This window comes from Rathayibacter sp. AC451 (assembly GCF_979253095.1).
In genome coordinates this window covers 2,855,891-2,874,276 of record NZ_CEEDBD010000001.1, presented here as the reverse complement: position 1 = coordinate 2,874,276, position 18,386 = coordinate 2,855,891, and the positions used below count along the sequence as shown (strand labels likewise).

Sequence of the window (18,386 nt, the reverse complement as noted above, 5' to 3'; positions counted from 1 at the left end):
TCTACGGATGCGCGGGGCGGCGGCGGAGGGGGTTGCGCGCCCTCCCCGGGGCCGTCGCCGCGTACTGCTGTGCGAAGAGGACCGTGACGAGCGCGAGTTCGAGCAGGTCGCCTCCGTAGTACAGGAGCTGCGCGGCCTGCCGCTCGACGTCGCTCGCCGCCTCGGCGTAGAGGGTCGTGCCGAGCAGCGCGTGCGCGGCGATGCTGCCGAGGACCACTCCGAGCCGCAGTCCGAACGGCGCGCGGTGCGGCGCCGGGTCGACGCCGACCAGCGCCGCGGTGAGCAGGCAGCCCGAGGCGAGGAAGTGCACGCCCAGCAGAGCGTGCAGCAGCGGATCCGCGTGCGCGGCCTCGAGCAGGCCCGTCGCGTGCACGATCCACAGCGACCCGGTCGAGAGCAGCACCGCGGGGATCGGATGCGCGAGCACGCGGGCGGGGCGGCTCCGGAGCACCCGCGACAGGCGCCGCGCGGCGGTGACGTCGAGGGCGCGCAGGGCGAGGGTGACCGGAGCCGACGCGATGATCAGGAGGGGCGCGAGCAGGCCCAGGGCGAGGTGCGAGAGCATCGCGCCGCGCGGATCCGCGTGCGACCACTCCGCGAACGGCCCGGTCAGCGAGGCGATCGCGACTCCGAGGCCCGAGAGCAGCAGGAGGAGCCGGCGCACCGGCCAGGGGCGGCCGCGACGGGACTCGGCCCGGCTCGCTCCCACGGCGAGCGCCGCCGCGACGACGAGGGGCAGGCTCAGCAGGAGCCCGGGAGCGATCAGGGGGTGGTCGTGCGGGGTCACGCGGCCCGCCGCGCGCGCACCGACAGCACGATCCCCGCGGCGAGCAGCAGCGCGCCCGAGACGATCCACGCCACGTCGTACGGCAGCAGGTCGACGTCGTAGCGGACCTGGTGCACGCGGAGGAGCTTGTGGTCGACGACGCCGTCCCACAGCTGGAAGAGGCCCGCACCGGTCAGGCCGCCGGCCACCGCGACGCCCGCCCGCAGGGCCGAACGACGCCGTGCATCCAGCAGCAGGAAGAACCCGGCGACCAGCGCGACGATCTCGACCGCGTGCAGCAGCCCGTCCGACAGCAGTCCGATGGCAGGCGTGGACCGGTCGTAGAAGTGGTGCCAACCGAGGATCTGGTGGAACACGATCTCGTCGACGGCCGCCATCAGTGCGACGCCGATCAGGAACCCGCCCTGGTAGGCGCGTTCGCGCACGAGCCGTCTCCGCGCCGTCGTCCCCGCGTGCTGCGTCGTCCCCACGGTCTCCAGACAAGCGGAGCCGCCGCGCGGACGGGAGGGGCTTGACCGGTTCGCTGCGTCGATCCGTCGCGGACGGCGGTGCGCACCCACGCGGTCGCCGATCCGTCACGAACGGCTCCCGGCGACCCGCGCGAGCCGTCGATCCGTCACGAACGGCGCCCGGACGCGGGAGCGCGGGGCCGTCCGTGACGGATCGATCCGCTCGGACAGCCGTCCGCGACGGATCGACGGGCGGGGACTCCGCGGCGGCCCCGGGGCGATGTCGCACGGGATCGGGGATCAACAGGAGCGCGCCGAGTAGTCGTGCTCGGGGTCGTGCCCCGGCCAGACCTCGGTCGCGGCCTGCGCGGCCAGGTCGGCGAGGCGGTCGATCGACGCCTGAGCCGCGTCCGCCTCGCCGGGGCGCGCGGTCCAGCCGCAGGGTGTGCGCTCGTCGAGGTTGCGGCGGAGATCGGCCGCATCGCAGGCGAGCACGACGGCGGTCTCGCCGAGCTCGACCCGGAACGACTGGTGCCCCGGCGTGTGCCCGCGGGTGTCGAGCGCCGTCACTCCGGGGGCGAGCGCGGTGTCGCCGTCGAGCAGCAGGATCTCGACGTCGGCGTCGAGCAGGTCGGCGGGGACCACCGTCTCGCGCCGGCCGATGCCCTCGGCGAGCCACTCCCACTCCCGGCGCTGCAGCGCGACGGGCGTGCCGGCGGGGACCAGCCGCAGGCCGCCGGTGTGGTCGAGATGCAGGTGCGAGAGGGCGCAGAGCGCGAGGTCCTCCCAGCGCAGGCCGGCCGCGGCGATCCCCTCGGCCAGGGCGTCGCCGGGCGGCACGACAGCGGTGTAGCTCTCGTAGTCGTAGTGCGCCGCCCGCAGTGCGGCATCGCGCACCTTCGCGAGGTCGAACCCTCCGTCGATCAGGATCCAGCCGCCCGGATGGACGATCGCGGCGGCGGTCACCGGTTCGAGCAGGAACCGCGCGGAGTCGCCGCCGCGCAGCGAGATCGACTCGGGGATCGGCTCCCAGCCCACGACGAGCGGCACGAGTCGCTCGGGCGGCCCGAGGAGCGGGAGCGGAGCGGTCCAGTCGCGGACGGTGGGCACCGGGTCTCCTTGCGGTCGGCAGAGATTGGATCCAATATGGAGGGAACGGAATCCATTCTGCACGACGGAGGAGCACATGTCCGGCGCGATCCCCCTGAACATCCCGATCAGCACCGAGATGCTGCATTGGGGCCGCCGCCCGACCTACGAGATGGTCGAGCGGATCGAGGACGGCTACCCCTCCGACGTCTCGCGCTGGCTGATCGGCGCGCACACCGGGACTCACGTCGACGCTCCCTCCCACTTCGTGCCGGGCGGCGCGACCGTCGACGAGATCGCGCTGGACAGCGTCGTCGGCCCGGTCCGCGTGCTCGATCTGCGCCACGTCGAGGTGGAGATCACCGCCGACGACCTCGCGGCGGCCGGGGCCGACGGGGCGCAGCGCGTGCTCTTCCGCACCCGCAACTCGGTCGACGCGCTGACCCGGACCACGAAGTCCGAGACCTGGGTGGGGCTCGGCCCGAGCGGAGCGCAGTGGCTCGTCGAGCGCGGAGTGCTGTTCGCCGGGATCGACTACATGACCATGGAGGCGCCCGCCCACACCGAGGAGTGGCCGACGCACGTCGCGCTCTGCGGTGCGGGCATCGTGATCCTCGAGAACGCGGACCTCTCGCGCGTGGAGCCGGGCGACTACCTGATGGTCTGCCAGCCCGTGGCGTTCGAGGGCCGCGAAGCCGCTCCCGCGCCGACCGTCCTGCTCCCACTGCCGGCGTGACCGGCGACGCCGGGGTGCGCCCGCGCTCTGCGGGGCACCCCGGCGGTGGTGTCCGGGTGCGCCCTCGCTCTGCGAGGCACCCCGGCGGTGCGGTCCGGTGCGCGTCAGACGCCCGCGGGCTCGAGGACTCCGGCCTGCTCCTCGTCGAGCTCGCGGCGCACGGTGCGCTCGTCGTCGAGCTCGCGGGAGGAGCGCGGAGCGAGCAGCCCGACGACCACGAACGTCCCGAACCCGATCGCCGCCGCGACGAGCGGTGGCGTAGCCGTCGAAGCCGGCTCCGATCAGATCGTTCGGCACGTAGAGGATGTCGTTCGGCACTCCGTAGAGCGTCGGGGTGAGCGCCAGGAACACGATCCGCACGGCGAAGCCGACGCCCGCCGCGACGAGCGCGGCCGTCACCCCCGGGCGCTTCCAGAAGAGCCCGATGAGGAACGGCGCCGCGAGGCACGCCAGCATGAGGTCGAAGGCGAGCGTCAGCAGGATGCCGGTCTGGCTCACCCGGATCGCCAGGAACGACCCGAGGATCACGATGGGGATCATCGCGACGCGGGTCCACTTCAGCAGCGGGTCCGCACCGGCGCCGGTGTGGCGGCGGACCGAGAGGACGTTGCGCACAACGATCGCCGACGTGGCCAGGATCGCTCCGGACGCGGTCGAGAACGAGGCGGCCACGACTCCCGAGAGCACCAGGATCGCGATGAGCGGTGGCGCGTAGTCGTCGAGCAGGGTGAACAGGATCGGCCCGTCGGCCGTCGTGATGCCCAGGACGGCGCTCGCGGTGAGCGCCACGATCGCGAAGATCGTGCCGATGGCCGCGGTGCCGGCGGCGGCGGCGAAGCACGCGCGACGGGCGACCTCGGGCGACTTGGCGCCGAAGATCCGCTGCATGAAGTCGATGGCGACGAGATCGCCGATGCCGAGAGCGACCAGCGTGGCCCAGTTCACGGGAGCGCCCATGGCCGGGTCGGTCAGCTGCTCGAAGTCGAACGGGCCCATGCCCTCGGGGATGACGATGCCGTAGGCCAGCGCGACCCACACGAGCAGCGAGACCGCGGCGACGACGGTGATGACGGTCTGGATCGCGGCGGTGTAGGCGTCCGAGAACAGGCCGCCGGCGATCGTGTAGGTCAGCACGAGGGCGACCGAGAGGATCACGCCCCAGGCGTAGGGGATCGCGGCGAAGCGCTCGAGCAGGAAGCCGCAGGCGACGAGGTTGCCCGCGAGCAGGATCGTGAACGAGAGCACCATGATCACCGACGCGACGATCTCGGTCGTGCGGTCGTAGCGCATCCGGAAGAAGTCGGCGAGCGTGAAGAGCTTCATCGCGTTCATGGGCCTGGCCAGGAACAGTCCGGTGATGAGCAGGCAGATCGCGAGTCCGATGGCGAGCGAGGCGCCCGCCCAGAAGCCGAACTGCGAGGTGAGGTCGGTGTTGCCGACGGTGGCGTTGGAGTCGACCGCCGCGGCGGTGAGCGAGACCGCGACGAGCGGGATGCCCAGGCGGCGGCCCGCGACGAGGTAGTTGGCGCTGTCGCCGTCGATCTTGCGGGCGACCGCGATGCCGACGGCCAGGACCACCAGGACGGTGATCCCCACTCCGAGGATGATCATGCGTGCTCCAGGATGCTCGGTGGTGCGGCGGGGTGTTTCTATCGGTTGATAGACACGGATCCTGCCGCGCCCGGAGGCGCCGAGTTTTTCGGGCGTGCAACGATCGCGTTAACTCCGGCGCGCGGGGCGGTGGGCGGAGCGGCGGGCTGGCCGGTGGGCGGGCGGCCGGGTGCCGCGGTCGAGTGTCCAGGAGTTGTCGTACTCGAGGGCCGAGTACGACGACTTCCGCGGAGTGGGCGGGTCTGGCGGGTGCGAAGGAGCGGACGCGCGAACGAGTCTCCAGGAGTTGTCGTACTCGAGGGCCGAGTACGACGACTTTTGAGGAGTGGGCAGGACGGCCCGGCGCAGAGGGAGCGACGTGCGGGCGAGTGTCCAGAAGTTGTCGTACTCGAGGGCCGAGTACGACGACTTTTGAGGAGTGGGCGGGCCGCCCCGGCGCAGAGGGACGGACGTGCGGGCGAGTATGCAGAAGTTGTCGTACTCGAGGGCCGAGTACGACAACTTCTGAGGAGTGGGCGGGCCGGCGGGTCAGCGCAGGTGCGCGAGGGCTCCGGGTCCTGCGGCGAGCGCCTCCGCGATGTCCGCGCGGTCGAGGTCGAGGACGCGCAGGGCGGCGAGCGCGACGGCCTCGCCCTGGCGCTCGAGGTCGACGCCGGGTCGCCGGCGCTGCAGGATCACGTTCTCGACGAGGGCGAGCACGAGCCCCGCTCCGACCTCGACGTCGTCGGCCCCGCACGCCGCGACGAGCGTCCGGTAGGCGGTCTCGAGCTCGGAGCGCCGCTCGCGGAACGCGGCGAAGCGCTCGTCGGCGAGCTCGGGCAGCAGGTACAGCGCGCCGACGTTGTGCTCGCCCGCCGAGAGCAGGCGCACGTCCGACACGCAGAGCGCCCACAGCCGGGCAGCGGGGGACTCGTCGCGCGCCAGGAGCTGCGCGGCCGCGTCGAGCGAGGGCTGCACGGTGCCGAGCAGGAGCTCGAGCAGCACCGCGTGCTTGCCCGCGAAGTGGTGGTAGAGCGACGCCTGGCGGATGCCGGCCGCCGCCGCGATCGCGTGAGTGCTCGTGCTGCCGAAGCCCTCGGTGCAGAAGAGCGCCGCGCCGGCGGCGAGGATGTCGGCGCGGGTGCCGAGGCCGGTGAGCGAGGCTCCGGAGGCGCGGGGCCGTCCGGTGGGTGCGCTGGCCATGCGCTCGACGGTAGCAGCGGGGCGACGCCGGCCCCGCCGGTGCCGCTTCCGCGCTCCTCCAGCCCTCATCCAGAAGTTGCGGTGATCGCACGCACTTCCCGCAACTTCTGAGGAAGGACGACGGCCCGGGTCGCCACTGCCCGCCGGAGCTGCCGCCGATGGAGCCGCGCTCCTCCAGAAGTCGCGGTGACCGCGCGCACTTCCCGCAACTTCTGGAGGACGGCGGCGAGGGCGGCGGCCGCCGCGCCCGAAACACGATCGCAACACCGGGGTCACGCCCGCGACACCGGCCCATGATCGACTTCCTGTCGACCGACAGAAAGCCCGGGCGACTCGGAGCCCCACCGAGAGAAGGCGCAGAGCGATGACCGCATCGACCACCTCCACCACGGCGGGCGCCCGCGCGCACGCCCGCGCCCAGGAGGGCACGGCCGCCGAGACGGGCCCGCTCGTGCCCGCGAGCCTGCACACCGATCCGCCGGCGGACGTCGCCGCGGGGGACCTCCGCTGGTCCGAGCGGATCGCCGGGGGCGGCTACGGCCACCGGGCGCTCGCCCGCGGCACGCACCTCCGTCTGACCGACGTCACCGGAGAGGCCTGCGTCTCGCTCCTGCTCTACAGCGCGACCGGCACCCATGAGCGCCTCAACGTCGCCGACACCGTGAAGGTGCAGTGGCAGGTCTACGCCGGCGCCGGGCAGCTGCTCCTCAGCGATCAGGGCCGCGTGCTCGCGAGCACCGTCGCCGACGACTCCGGCCGCCACGACACGATCTACGGAACCACCGCGCTCGCCCGCAACGTCGAGCGCTACGGCGACGGCTCCCCGCAGGGCCCTCCCCCGCAGGCCGCGAGCTGCTGCTGCTGGGCGCCGAGAAGCAGGGGCTCGGCCGCCGGGATCTCGCGCCGAGCGTCTCGTACTTCCAGGGCGTGCGGATCCGCGCGGACGGCTCCCCCGAGTTCCTCGGCAGCGCCGGGCCGGGCCGCTCGGTCGTCCTGCGCCTCGAGATGCCCGCGATCGTCCTCCTGGCGAACACCGCGCATTCGCTCGACCCCCGGCCGGAGTACTCGTGCGGACCGGTCGACGTCCTCGCCTGGCGCGGCGAGCCGGCGGGACCGGACGATCCGCTCCGCTCGGCCACTCCGGAGGGGCGCCGCGCGTTCCTCAACACCGACGACATCCTGCAGGCGAGGGGCATCGCATGAGCACCGACCACGGCACCGAGATCCACCGCGAGACCGTCGCCGCGCGGGCGCCCTGGTCGCGCGTGCTGCGGGCGGGCGAGATCCTCGTGATCGTCGACGTCGACGGCAACCAGGCCGTCGACTTCCTCGCGTACGACGCCGAGGACCGCACCGCGTACTCGGCGGCGGCCACCCTGCAGGCGCAGGCGAGCGTCTACCTCACCACCGGCTCGGTGCTGCGGGACGCCGAGCACCGCCCGCTGCTGAGCGTGATCGCGACCGACGTCGAGCGCCACGACACCCTCGGCGGCGCCTGCTCGAAGGAGAGCAACACGCTCCGCTACGGCTTCCACACCTACTCCCAGCACGCCTGCGCCGAGAACTTCGTCGCCGAGCTCTCGCGCCACGGGATGGGCAAGCGCGACCAGGTGTCGAACGTGAACTGGTTCATGAACGTGCCCGTCGATCCGGACGGCGCCCTCGGCATCGTCGACGGCATCTCCTCCCCCGGCCTCAGCGTCACCCTGCGCGCCGAGCGCGACACCCTCGTGGTCGTCTCGAACTGCCCGCAGATCAACAACCCGTGCAACGGATTCGACCCCCTCCCGCGCCGAGATGATCGTCTTCGACGGAGTGGCCGCGCGATGACCTTCGACACCCTGCTGGTCGCCAACCGCGGCGAGATCGCGGTCCGGATCCTGCGGACGGCGAAGCGGATGGGGCTGCGCACGGTCGCCGTCCACTCCGACGCCGACCTCGGCGCCGCCCACGTCGCGCTCGCCGACGAGGCCGTGCGGATCGGCCCGGCGGCCGCGAGCGAGAGCTACCTGCGGATCGACCGGATCCTCGAGGCCGCCCGCGCGACCGGCGCCGGCGCGATCCATCCCGGCTACGGGTTCCTCAGCGAGAACGCGGACTTCGCCCGCGCCTGCGAGGCCGCCGGGATCGTGTTCGTGGGCCCGACCCCCGAGCAGCTCGAGGTCTTCGGCGCCAAGCACACAGCGCGCGACGCCGCCGAGCGCGCCGGGGTGCCGATGCTGGCCGGAACCGGCCTGCTCGAGGACGCCGACCACGCCGCCGCCGAGGCCGCCCGCATCGGCTACCCCGTGATGCTCAAGGCGACCGCGGGAGGCGGCGGCATCGGCATGCGCGCCTGCCGCGACGAGGCCGAGCTGCGCACCGCGTGGCGCGAGGTCCGCCGCCTCGCCGAAGCCGGCTTCTCCTCGGCCGGCGTGTTCCTCGAGCGGCTCGTCGAGCGGGCGCGCCACGTCGAGGTGCAGGTCTTCGGCGACGGCCTCGGCCGAGTCGTCACCCTCGGCGACCGCGACTGCTCCCTCCAGCGCCGCAATCAGAAGGTGATCGAGGAGAGCCCCGCCCCCGATCTGCCCGAGGCCGTGCGCATCGGCATCGCGGAGGCGTCGGCCCGACTCTGCGCCGACGCGGGCTACCGCAGCGCCGGCACCGTCGAGTACATCTACGATCCGGTGCGGCAGGAGGCGGCGTTCCTCGAGGTCAACACGCGCCTGCAGGTCGAGCACCCGGTGACGGAGTCGCGCTACGGCATCGACCTCGTCGAGTGGATGCTGCGGCTCGCGCAGGGAGAGACGTCGTTCCTGGACGCGGTGCCGGAGCCGTCCGGCGCCGCCGTCGAGGCCCGCCTCTACGCCGAGAACCCGGACCTCGGCAATGTTCCGAGCTCGGGCACGATCACCGCCGTCGAGTACCCGGACGTCGCGCGGATCGACGGCTGGATCAGCGCCGGCAGCGAGGTCTCGACGGCGTACGATCCGCTCCTGGCGAAGGTGATCGTGCACGGCGAGGACCGCGCGGCGGCCTGGGCCGCGCTGGGCGAGGCTCTCGCGGCCACCCGCGTGGACGGCATCGCCACGAACACCGGCCTCCTGCGCGCGATCGCGGCCGAGCCGTCGGTGCTCGCCGCCGAGCACTCGACCGCGACCCTCGACGGGATCCGCGACGCGACTCCGCGCCTCGAGGTGCTCAAGGGCGGGATGCTCACCACGGTGCAGGACCTGCCCGGCCGGCTCGGCTACTGGCCGGTCGGCATCCCGCCGTCGGGGCCGATGGACGCGCTGTCGTTCCGACTGGGGAACGAGGCGCTCGGCAATCCGGCGTCGGCCCCCGGCCTCGAGATCACGATGACCGGACCGACCCTCCGCTTCCACAGCGCGGCCCGCGTGGTGCTGACGGGCGCCCCCGCTCCGGCGACGCTGGACGGCGCGCCGATCACCGCGTGGGAGCCGATCGAGGTTCCCGCCGGCGGCGTGCTCGCGATCGGCACGGCCGAGCGCGGCATGCGGATGTACCTGCTGGTCGAGGGCGGCCTCGACGTCCCGCTGATCCTCGGCTCGGCGAGCACCTTCGACCTCGGCGCGATCGGCGGCCACGCCGGGCGCGCCCTGGCACCGGGCGACGTCCTCGGGATCCGGACGCCCGCGACCGCGCACCCCGTCGCTCCGGTGCCAACGGCAGCGCGGCCCGAGTTCCCCACCGCGTGGGAGATCGCGGCCCTGGAGGGTCCGCACGCCGCTCCGGACTTCTTCACGGAAGACGACATGGCCGTCTTCTACGCCACCGACTGGGACGTGCACTTCAACTCCGCCCGCACCGGTGTCCGCCTCGTCGGCCCGAAGCCGCGCTGGGCCCGCTCGGACGGCGGCGAGGCGGGGCTGCACCCCTCGAACATCCACGACACCCCCTACGCGGTCGGCGCCGTCGATTACACGGGCGACCTGCCGATCCTGCTGGGACCCGACGGGCCGAGCCTGGGCGGATTCACCTGCCCCGCGACCGTCGCGACCGGGCACCTCTGGCGCCTCGGTCAGCTCCGCCCGGGCGACACCGTGCGGTTCGTGCCGGTCACGTCCGCCCAGGCCGCGACGCTGCTCGACGCGCCGCTGGACGTGCCCGCCGCGGGTCGCGCCGCCGTCGAGGACGAGGGCGTCCTGCACCGCCTCCCCGCCCGGGACGGCGCGCCCGCGGTCGTGCTGCGGCGCAGCGGGGACGCGAACCTGCTCGTCGAGGTCGGCGAGATGAGCCTCGAGATCGCCTCCCGCATGCGGGTGCACGCGATCGCGGAGACGCTCGAGGCCGCGGGACTGCCCGGTGTGATCGAGCTGACCCCGGGCATCCGCTCGCTGCAGGTGCACTTCGACCCCCGCACCACAAGCACCGAGGCGATCGCCGAGGCGGTCCTCGCGGCGGAGGCGGTGCTGCCCGCCACCGCGGACCTCCGCGTCCCGAGCCGCACCGTGCACCTCCCGCTGGCGTGGGACGACCCCTCCACGCGCGAGGCGATCCGCCGCTACACGGCCGGCGTGCGCGACGACGCTCCGTGGTGCCCCTGGAACATCGAGTTCATCCGCCGCATCAACGGGCTCGAGAGCGTCGACGACGTGTACCGCACGGTGTTCGAGGCCGAGTACCTGGTGCTGGGGCTCGGCGACGTCTACCTCGGCGCGCCCGTCGCGACTCCGCTCGACCCCCGGCACCGCCTGGTCACGACCAAGTACAACCCCGCGCGCACCTGGACCCCGCAGAACGCCGTCGGCATCGGCGGCGCGTACCTCTGCATCTACGGGATGGAGGGACCGGGCGGCTACCAGTTCGTCGGCCGCACCGTGCCGATCTGGTCGACGCACCACCAGGCCGGGGCGTTCGAGGAGGGCGTGCCGTGGCTGCTGCGGTTCTTCGACCGCATCCGCTGGTACCCGGTCGAGCCGGAGGAGCTCCTCGAGCTGCGCGCTGAGATGGCCGCCGGGCGGCTGCCGCTGCGGATCGAGGAGGGCGAGTTCTCGCTCGCCGAGTACGAGGAGTTCCTCGCGCAGAACGCGTCGGGCATCGCCGAGTTCCGCGAGGGGCAGGCCGCCGCGTTCGGCGCCGAGCGCGACGCGTGGCGCGCCTCGGGCGAGTTCGACCGCGAGGACGCGGTGCCCGCTCCCGCCGACGGCCCGGCGGTCGTCGTGCCCGAGGGCTGCGAGGCGGTCGAGGCGCCGTTCGTCGCGACGGTGTTCCGGCTCGACGTGGCCGTGGGCGACCTCGTCGAGGCCGGTCAGACCCTCGTCGCCCTCGAGGCGATGAAGATGGAGGCGCCCGTCACCGCTCCGACGAACGGCCGCGTGGTCGAGGTCGTCGCCGAGGTGGGCGTCCAGGTGGCGGCGGGCGCTGTGCTCGTCGTCCTCGAACCGATCGCCGAGGAGGCAGCGGCATGACCGTCCAGGATCCCGCGGCGCACGTCGCCGAGCGCTACGCGCGGCTGCGCTCCCGACCGGAGGCGTTCATCTCGCTCCGCCCCGAGGCCGAGGTGGCGGCCGAGCTCGCTGCGGTCGATCCGGCGCTCCCGCTCGCGGGGCTGCTCTTCGCCGTGAAGGGCAACATCGACGTGGCGGGCCTGCCGACGACGGCCGCCTGCCCGGCGTTCGCGTACGACCCGGCCGAGGACGCGACGACCGTGGCGCGGCTGCGCGCGGCCGGCGCGGTGGTGCTCGGCTCGACCAACCTCGACCAGTTCGCGACCGGGCTCGTCGGCAGCCGCTCCCCCTACGGGGCGGTGCGGCACGCGGTCGACGAGTCGCGCATCTCCGGAGGCTCGTCGTCGGGATCCGCGGTCGCCGTCGCCCTCGGTGCCGCGGACTTCGCGCTCGGGACCGACACGGCCGGCTCCGGGCGCGTTCCGGCCGCGTTCCACGGCCTCGTGGGACTGAAGCCGACGAAGGGCTGGGTCAGCGCGGCGGGCGTGGTGCCCGCGTGCCGCAGCCTCGACGTGGTGACGGTGATGGCCGCGGACGCCGAGGTGGCGCGGCGGGCGCTGGAGGTGATGGCGGGACCGGATGCCCGGGATCCGCTGAGCCGGACGGGAGCCGCTCCGCTCCTGGAGAGCGCGCCCCGGATCGGAGTGCCGCTGCCCGGGCAGCTCGGCGAGCTGGCTCCCGGCTGGGCCGAGGCCTTTGACGCGGAGGTCGCCCACTGGACCGCGACGGGAGCCGAGGTGATCGAGCTCGACATCGAGGTGTTCCTCGAGACCGCACGCGTGCTCTACGACGGCGCGTTCGTGGCCGAGCGCTACGCGGCCGTCGGCGCCTTCGTCGACGCGCACCCCGACGAGGTCGACCCGACCGTGGGACGCATCATCGGCGCGGCGCGGGAGCTGCCGGCCTGGAAGCTGTTCCAGGACCAGGAGCGCCTCGACCGCGCCCGGGTCGTGTCCGACGCGGTCTTCGAGCGGATCGACGCCCTGCTGCTGCCCACGACCGTCGAGCACCCGACGCTGGCGGCCGTGGCCGAGGATCCCATCGGCGTGAATTCGCGCCTGGGCCGCTTCACCAACTTCGCCAACCTGCTCGACCTGGCCGCCGTGGCCTACCCCGCCGGCGCCGTCGACGCTCTGCCGTTCGGCGTGCAGCTGATCGGCCCCGCCTTCACCGACCACCGACTCGCCGACCTCGTCTGGAACCGCTCATGACCGTCCTCCTCGCCGTCGCCGGCGCCCACCTGACCGGCCAGCCGCTGAACGCGCAACTCACGGATCGCGGAGCCGAGCTCGTCTCGACCACCGCGACGAGCGCCGACTACCGCCTGGTCGCGCTCGCGACGACTCCGCCGAAGCCCGGAGTGGTGCGCGTCGCCGACGGCGGTGCGGCACTGGAGGTGGAGGTGTGGCGGCTGGACGACGCCGGCTTCGGCTCGTTCGTCGCCGCGCTACCGCAGCCGATGGCGATCGGGAAGGTGACGCTGGCCGACGGATCGCTGGTGAGCGGGTTCCTCGTCGAGCCGATCGCCGTCGAGGGCGCCGAGGACATCACGCGCTTCGGCGGCTGGCGCGCGTACCTCGCGTCGCGCTGAGGGTCCGGCCTCGCCGCTCGAGCAGCCGGCGCCGCCCCGAAGCGCACGCGCGGCGCGGGCGGATCTCGATACGGCCGCTGCGCGACCTACTCGATCAGCAGGGGGCGGGCGTGCGTCCATCCGGCGCGAACGGTCGCTGCGCGGGACTCTGGGGAGCCGTTCGCGACGAATCAGCGCGACTGCGCGAGAGGCGGCCCCTCCTCCGCTGGTCGAGTAGCCCCGCAGGGGCGTATCGAGACCCACCACAGACGGAGGCGCGGCAATGCGAAGCGCACGCCCGCTGCGGGCGGATCTCGATACGGCCGCTGCGCGCCCTACTCGATCAGCAGGTGGCGGGCGTGCGTCCATCCGTCACCAACGGTCGCCGCCAGCGAACGATCCGGCGCGAACGGTCGCCGCGCGGGACTGTGGGGAGCCGTTCGCGACGGATCAGCGCGACGAGCGCCCCTCCTCCGCGGGTCGAGCAGCCCCGCAGGGGCGTATCGAGACCCACCCCCACCGGAGGCGCGGCCGCGAGACGCTCACGACGCGGCGCGGCGGTCCAGGTCCTTCACGACGCGACCCGACTGCAGCACCAGGCGCACCGCGTCCGGATGGGCGAGCGCCGAGACGTCCCGCAGCGGATCCACGGTGGTCACGACGAGGTCGGCGAGCTTCCCCGCCTCGACCGAGCCGAGGTGCGCGTCGAGTCCGAGCAGGCGCGCGCCGCCGAGGGTGCCGGCGGTGATCGCCTCGAGCGGCGAGAGGCCGACGGCGACCAGCTGCTGCAGCTCGGCGAGGTTGGTGCCGTGCGGATGCACGCCCGCGTCGGTGCCGAGTGCGACCGGCACGCCCGCCGCGACCGCGCGGCGCACCGAGTCGAGGCCCTGCTCGCGCAGGAGCGCGCGCTGGCGGAGGCGCTCGGCCGTGGTGGTCACGGGGTCGAACTCCCGCACCAGGATGCTGAGCGTGGGCACCAGCACCGTGCCGCGCTCGAGCATCAGCGCGATCGTCTCGTCGCTGAGGTCGTAGCCGTGCTCGATGCTCGCCGCTCCGCCGAGGACCGCGGCCCGCGCCGCCCCGTCGCTCAGGGCGTGCGCGGTGATCGGCCGCCCGCCGCGCTCGTCGAGGAGCCGCGCGATCAGGCGCACCTGCTCCTCGGTGATCCCGACGTCGCGGGCGTCGTCGTTCGGCGAGCCGAGTCCTCCGGAGGTCGCGACCTTGATCACGTCGGCGCCGGTGCGCACGAGCGTGCGGATCATGCGGATCACGTCCTCGTCGGTGTCGACGACGCCGATCGGAGGCATGCCGGGCCGCACGGCCCAGGACGGCAGGCTGCCGTTGCGGTGCTGGGGATCGGCGTGGCCGCCGGTCGGCGACAGCATCGACAGGGCGAGGTGCAGGCGCGGGCCCTCGACGGCGCCGCGCGCGACGGCCTCCCGATAGCCCGGCGAGAGGCCGTCGAGGTCGCGCGCGGTGGTCACTCCCGCCTCGAGGGTGCGGCGGAGCAGGCCCGCGATCTCGAGCACGTCCTCCTCGGGGAAGCGCTCCCGCTGGACGGCCGGCGGCACCGGCACCATCGCGAGGTGCACATGGGCGTCGACGAAGCCGGGCAGGAGGAACGCGCCGGTCAGATCGATCGCGGGAGCGTCGCTCGGGGCCCGGCGCCGACCGGCGTAGGCGATCACTCCGTCGCGGAGCTCGACCTCGGAGTCGGGCAGCGCAGGCGCCCCCGTCCCGTCGAGGAGCGTCGCGCCGAGGAGGCGGAGGACGCCGTCGGCGCGGGGGGTCAGCGGCAGGCGAGCGGTCATGGCGGTGGTTCCTTCTGCGGAGTGCGGGACGTGCGCGCGGCGGGCGGCGCACGTCGGTGCGCGGGCGGCGACGGACGGGGCGTGGCGGGGGCGTGACGGACGGGGCGTGACGGAGGGGCGGACGTCGATCCCGGGTCAGCCCGCCAGGCTGAATCCGGGCGAGCCGGGGTCGGCGTCGAGCAGCCGCCTGGTGTACCAGTGCTGCGGGTCGGAGTAGACGGCCTCGACCGTGCCGGCCTCGACCACCTCTCCGCGGTAGAGCACGACGACCTCGTCGCTCACCCGCTGGACGACGGCGAGGTTGTGCGAGATGAACATCATCGTGAGGCCGAGCGACTCCTTGATGCCGGCGAGCAGATCGAGGATCTGGCCCTGCACCGAGACGTCGAGCGCCGAGGTGATCTCGTCGGCGATCACGAACGCGGGATCGATGATCAGTCCGCGCGCCACGGCGACGCGTTGGCGCTGGCCGCCGGAGAACTCGTGCGGGTAGCGGTGGCGCATGTCGGCGGTGAGGCCGACGCGCTCGAGCCACGAGACGATGAGCTCCTCGTGGCGCGCGACCCGCGGGCGGACCGGGTCGATCGCCTCGGCCAGCGTCTGCGCGATGGTGCGCCGCGGCGAGAGCGACGAGTAGGGGTCCTGCGGGATCATCTGCGTGCGCCGGCGCGAGGCGTGCAGAGCCGAGCGGCTCGCCCCGACGACGTCGAGGCCGTCGATGCTCGCGCTGCCGGACTCCGCCTTGACCGAGCCGACGAGGACCTTCGCGAGCGTCGACTTGCCCGAGCCGGACTCGCCGACGACGCCGACCGTGCGGCCGCGCTCGAGCACCAGGTCGATCCCGTGCAGCACGCGGGTCGCGCCGAACGAGACGTCCAGGCCGTGGATCTCGACCATGGCGCTCACGGGCGGACCTCCTCGGATGCAGCGGCGGGTGCCGTGCCCGGTGCCGCGACGGCGGCGGCGGCGCCCGGCGCCTCGACGGCGTGCACCACCGGGGTCGCCGCGAGCAGCTGGCGGGTGTACGGATGCGTCACGGTGTCCTCCGACAGGTGGGCGATGTCGTCGATGCGCTCGACGACCCGGCCGTCCTTCATCACGAGCACGCGGTCGCACAGCGCCCGGACGACGCCGAGGTCGTGCGAGATGAACAGCACCGCGGTGCCCGACTCGTCGTTGAGCCTCTTGAGCACGGTCAGGACCTCCCGCTGCACGGTCACGTCCAGCGCGGTGGTGGGCTCGTCGGCGATGAGCAGATCGGGGTGCGCGCTCATCGCCGAGGCGATCATGGCGCGCTGCTTCATCCCTCCGGAGAGCTGGTGCGGGTACTGCCGCAGCCGCCCCTCCGGGTCGGACAGCAGGACGGAGCGGAACCCGCGCAGGAGCAGATCGAGGGCCGCCCGGCGGGTGTGCCGCAGGCGGATGCGGAGGACGTCGGTGAGCTGGGTGCCGAGCACCAGGGCCGGGTTCAGCGCGGTCCCGGGGTCCTGGTAGATCAGCCCGATCTTCGCGGCCAGCACCCGGTCGGGGACGGGGCCCAGCAGGTCGGTGCCGCCCAGCTCCAGGCGGCGCGCGGACGCCTCGAGGCCCTCGCCGAGGAGCTTGGCGACGACCGACGCCGTCAGCGACTTGCCCGAGCCGGACTCGCCGACGATGCCGAGGACCTCGCCCCGGCGGATCGTGAAGGAGAGGTCGGAGACCAGTTCGCGGCCGGTGGCCCCGTGCCTCACGGTGATGCCGTCGGCCACGAGCACCGCGTCGTGCTCGACGGCGAGGGTGCTCGTTCCCTCGCCGCGCACCATGCGGGCGCGGGTGGTGTTCGAGCGCGGGTTGGCGGCCGCGGCGAGGCCGTCGCCGACGAGCAGCGCTGCGAAGGAGGCGAGGGTCAGCGCGATCGCCGGGCCGAGGATCACGACCGGGTTCACCGAGATGCGGCTGAGCCCGTCGTTGAGCAGCGTGCCCCAGTCGAAGGCCGGCGTCTGGGCCCCGAGTCCGATGAACGAGAGGCCGGAGATCTCGACCAGCGCCCCCGAGAAGGCCCCCGCGATGAGGATCAGCGTCGGCTCGGACATGTTCGGCAGCACGTGGCGCACGGCGATCAGGTGCGCGGGCACGCCCATCAGCCGCGCCGTCGTCACGTACTCGCTCGACGCGATCTTCGCGGCGAGGTTGGCGGTGAGCCGCGCGAATCCGGCGACGTTCGCGACCGCGATCGCGACCACCACCTGAACCACTCCCTGCCCGAGGATCGCGGCGACGATGATCGCGACGAGCATGGTCGGGTAGCTGACGGCGAGCTCGATGGCGCGCAGCCCGAGCTCGCGGACGCGGCGCGGCGCGAGCCACACGCCGATCCCGAGGGCGATGCCCGCGAGGGCCGACAGCACGGTCGCGGCGAGCGCCATGAGCACGGTCGAGCGCGTCGCGACCAGCGTGCGGGCGAGCATGTCGCGGCCGAGGGTGTCGGTGCCGAGCGGATGATCGGCGGAGGACCCCTGGCTGGGCGAGCCGCCGAGGCCGGTGGCCTGGGCCTGCAGGGCGATCGGGGCGATGATCGCGGTGAGCGCGATCACGCCGAGGATCGAGAGGCCCACGACGAGGCCCGCGTTCCAGCGGAACGCGCGGGGCCGATCGGTCAGGGCGCGGACGGCGGGGAGGGACTCAGCCACGCTGCTCTCCGAGGGTGCGCGGGTCGATGAGACCCAGGACGATGTCGATCACGAGGGTGATGACGAGCGAGATCAGCCCGATGACGAAGACCGCCGCCCGGATCACCGGGTAGTCCTTGTCGATCGCGATCGCCTGCACGATCACGCCGCCCAGGCCCGGCCAGGCGAAGACCGCCTCGGTGATCAGGGCGGAGCCCAGCAGGGCCGTGAGGATGATGCCCGAGAGCGTCAGGGCCGTCGTGAGCAGGTTGGGCAGCATGTGCTTCGCGTAGAGCGTGAGCGCGGGCAGGCGCCAGCCGCGGGCGGTGCGCATGTAGTCCTGCTCGAGGATCACGGCCGTCTCGCGGCGCACGATCCTGGCGACGGAGCAGGTCCCTCCGATGGTCAGCGAGGCGATCGGGAGGATCGCAGCAGTGCCGAACCCGTAGGCCGGCGAGTAGGCGGGCGGCAGCACCTTCAGCAGCACCGCGAAGACCACGACGAAGCCCGTCGCGAGCACGTAGGTGGGGATCGAGGAGACGAGGCCGGTCACCGTGCTGAACAGCACGTCGAGCCAGCGGCGCCGGTCGCCGCGGGTGGCGACTCCGACCGCCGTGCCGAGCGCGAGACCCAGGATCAGCAGGAGCAGGACCGCGGCCAGCGTGATCGACAGCGTGTACGGCATGGCGGTCATGACCAGGTCCATCGCGGGGATGCGGTACCGGTAGGAGTCGCCGAAGTCGCCCTGCACCACCTGCGCGAGGTAGGTCCACAGCTGCACGAGCACCGGCTGGTCGAGGCCGAGCTGCGTGCGCACGAGCTCCACCTGCTCGAGCGAGGCCGACTCCCCCGCGATCGCGATCGCCGGGTCGCCCGGGATCAGCTGCACGATCAGGAAGGTCACCAGCACGAGGAGTGCGAGGTTGACCAGCAGACCGAGCCCGCGGCGCAGGAGGAATCGGCGCCACGCTCCGGTCAGGCTCGCGGCGCGGACGACGTCGCCCGGGCCGGGCACGGGTGCCGCGGCGGTCGTGGTGCTCATCGCTGTGTCTC

General features: G+C 73.6%; 14 protein-coding genes and 2 pseudogenes. 6 read left to right on the top strand and 10 right to left on the bottom strand.

Annotation, left to right across the window (positions count from 1 at the left end; all coding sequences use genetic code 11):
• Nucleotide 1: 1 nt before the first annotated feature.
• The 3 genes from AC0CID_RS13725 to AC0CID_RS13715 all read right to left on the bottom strand — a co-directional run bounded on the left by AC0CID_RS13725 (nucleotide 2) and on the right by AC0CID_RS13715 (nucleotide 2,346).
• Nucleotides 2–787, bottom strand: a complete 786-nt coding sequence (locus tag AC0CID_RS13725) for a cytochrome c oxidase assembly protein (protein WP_465228106.1) — start codon at nucleotides 785–787, stop codon at nucleotides 2–4.
• Nucleotides 784–1,212 carry a DUF2243 domain-containing protein gene (locus AC0CID_RS13720; RefSeq protein ID WP_465227225.1) on the bottom strand — a complete coding sequence of 143 codons (429 nt, stop codon included), beginning with the start codon at nucleotides 1,210–1,212 and terminating at the stop codon, nucleotides 784–786. The genes AC0CID_RS13725 and AC0CID_RS13720 overlap by 4 nt, the downstream gene beginning before the upstream one ends.
• A 324-nt stretch (nucleotides 1,213–1,536) precedes the next feature.
• Nucleotides 1,537–2,346, bottom strand: coding sequence for an N-acyl homoserine lactonase family protein (locus AC0CID_RS13715; protein WP_465227224.1), 810 nt, complete (start codon nucleotides 2,344–2,346; stop codon nucleotides 1,537–1,539).
• 76 nt (nucleotides 2,347–2,422) lie between these two features.
• Here AC0CID_RS13715 and AC0CID_RS13710 point away from each other — a divergent pair, with 76 nt between their 5' ends.
• A complete protein-coding gene (locus tag AC0CID_RS13710) occupies nucleotides 2,423–3,061 on the top strand; it encodes a cyclase family protein (protein WP_465227223.1) in 639 nt (212 codons plus the stop codon).
• Between the two features lie 429 nt (nucleotides 3,062–3,490).
• Here AC0CID_RS13710 and AC0CID_RS13705 read toward each other — a convergent pair.
• The 3 genes and pseudogenes from AC0CID_RS13705 to AC0CID_RS13695 form a co-directional block, all read right to left on the bottom strand.
• A pseudogene (locus AC0CID_RS13705) lies at nucleotides 3,491–4,672 on the bottom strand (sodium:solute symporter family transporter); the annotation flags it as partial.
• Nucleotides 4,673–4,780: 108 nt separating this feature from the next.
• Nucleotides 4,781–5,173 (bottom strand): hypothetical protein, encoded by a 393-nt coding sequence (locus AC0CID_RS13700; RefSeq protein WP_465227222.1) that lies wholly within the window; start codon nucleotides 5,171–5,173, stop codon nucleotides 4,781–4,783.
• Nucleotides 5,174–5,200: 27 nt separating this feature from the next.
• Nucleotides 5,201–5,854, bottom strand: coding sequence for a TetR/AcrR family transcriptional regulator (locus AC0CID_RS13695; protein ID WP_465227221.1), 654 nt, complete (start codon nucleotides 5,852–5,854; stop codon nucleotides 5,201–5,203).
• 364 nt (nucleotides 5,855–6,218) lie between these two features.
• Between AC0CID_RS13695 and AC0CID_RS13690 the strand changes: the two are divergent.
• From AC0CID_RS13690 to AC0CID_RS13670, 5 genes and pseudogenes are all read left to right on the top strand, one after another.
• Nucleotides 6,219–6,611 (top strand): annotated as a pseudogene (locus AC0CID_RS13690) (DUF1989 domain-containing protein); the annotation flags it as partial.
• A complete protein-coding gene (locus tag AC0CID_RS13685; protein WP_465227220.1) occupies nucleotides 6,527–7,057 on the top strand; it encodes a DUF1989 domain-containing protein in 531 nt (176 codons plus the stop codon). The pseudogene AC0CID_RS13690 and the gene AC0CID_RS13685, both read left to right, overlap by 85 nt.
• Complete coding sequence (gene uca / locus AC0CID_RS13680) at nucleotides 7,054–11,265, top strand: urea carboxylase (protein ID WP_465227219.1); 4,212 nt, start codon at nucleotides 7,054–7,056, stop codon at nucleotides 11,263–11,265. Before AC0CID_RS13685 ends, uca begins: the two co-directional genes overlap by 4 nt.
• Nucleotides 11,262–12,515, top strand: coding sequence for an allophanate hydrolase (gene atzF / locus AC0CID_RS13675; protein WP_465227218.1), 1,254 nt, complete (start codon nucleotides 11,262–11,264; stop codon nucleotides 12,513–12,515). Before uca ends, atzF begins: the two co-directional genes overlap by 4 nt.
• Entirely contained in the window at nucleotides 12,512–12,895 is a 384-nt protein-coding gene (locus tag AC0CID_RS13670; protein ID WP_465227217.1) for an allophanate hydrolase-related protein, read from the top strand. The genes atzF and AC0CID_RS13670 overlap by 4 nt, the downstream gene beginning before the upstream one ends.
• 521 nt (nucleotides 12,896–13,416) lie before the next feature.
• Here the strand turns inward: AC0CID_RS13670 and AC0CID_RS13665 are convergent.
• The 4 genes from AC0CID_RS13665 to AC0CID_RS13650 all read right to left on the bottom strand — a co-directional run bounded on the left by AC0CID_RS13665 (nucleotide 13,417) and on the right by AC0CID_RS13650 (nucleotide 18,375).
• Nucleotides 13,417–14,685: a metal-dependent hydrolase family protein gene (locus AC0CID_RS13665; RefSeq protein WP_465227216.1), complete on the bottom strand. Its 1,269-nt coding sequence runs from the start codon at nucleotides 14,683–14,685 to the stop codon at nucleotides 13,417–13,419.
• Nucleotides 14,686–14,820: 135 nt separating this feature from the next.
• Entirely contained in the window at nucleotides 14,821–15,582 is a 762-nt protein-coding gene (locus AC0CID_RS13660; protein WP_207403824.1) for an ABC transporter ATP-binding protein, read from the bottom strand.
• Nucleotides 15,583–15,587: 5 nt separating this feature from the next.
• The gene (locus tag AC0CID_RS13655; protein ID WP_465227215.1) at nucleotides 15,588–17,354 is read right to left on the bottom strand and encodes a dipeptide/oligopeptide/nickel ABC transporter permease/ATP-binding protein; all 1,767 of its coding nucleotides are present in this window, start codon (nucleotides 17,352–17,354) and stop codon (nucleotides 15,588–15,590) included.
• Nucleotides 17,347–18,375: an ABC transporter permease gene (locus AC0CID_RS13650; RefSeq protein WP_465227214.1), complete on the bottom strand. Its 1,029-nt coding sequence runs from the start codon at nucleotides 18,373–18,375 to the stop codon at nucleotides 17,347–17,349. Before AC0CID_RS13650 ends, AC0CID_RS13655 begins: the two co-directional genes overlap by 8 nt.
• Nucleotides 18,376–18,386: the final 11 nt, after the last annotated feature.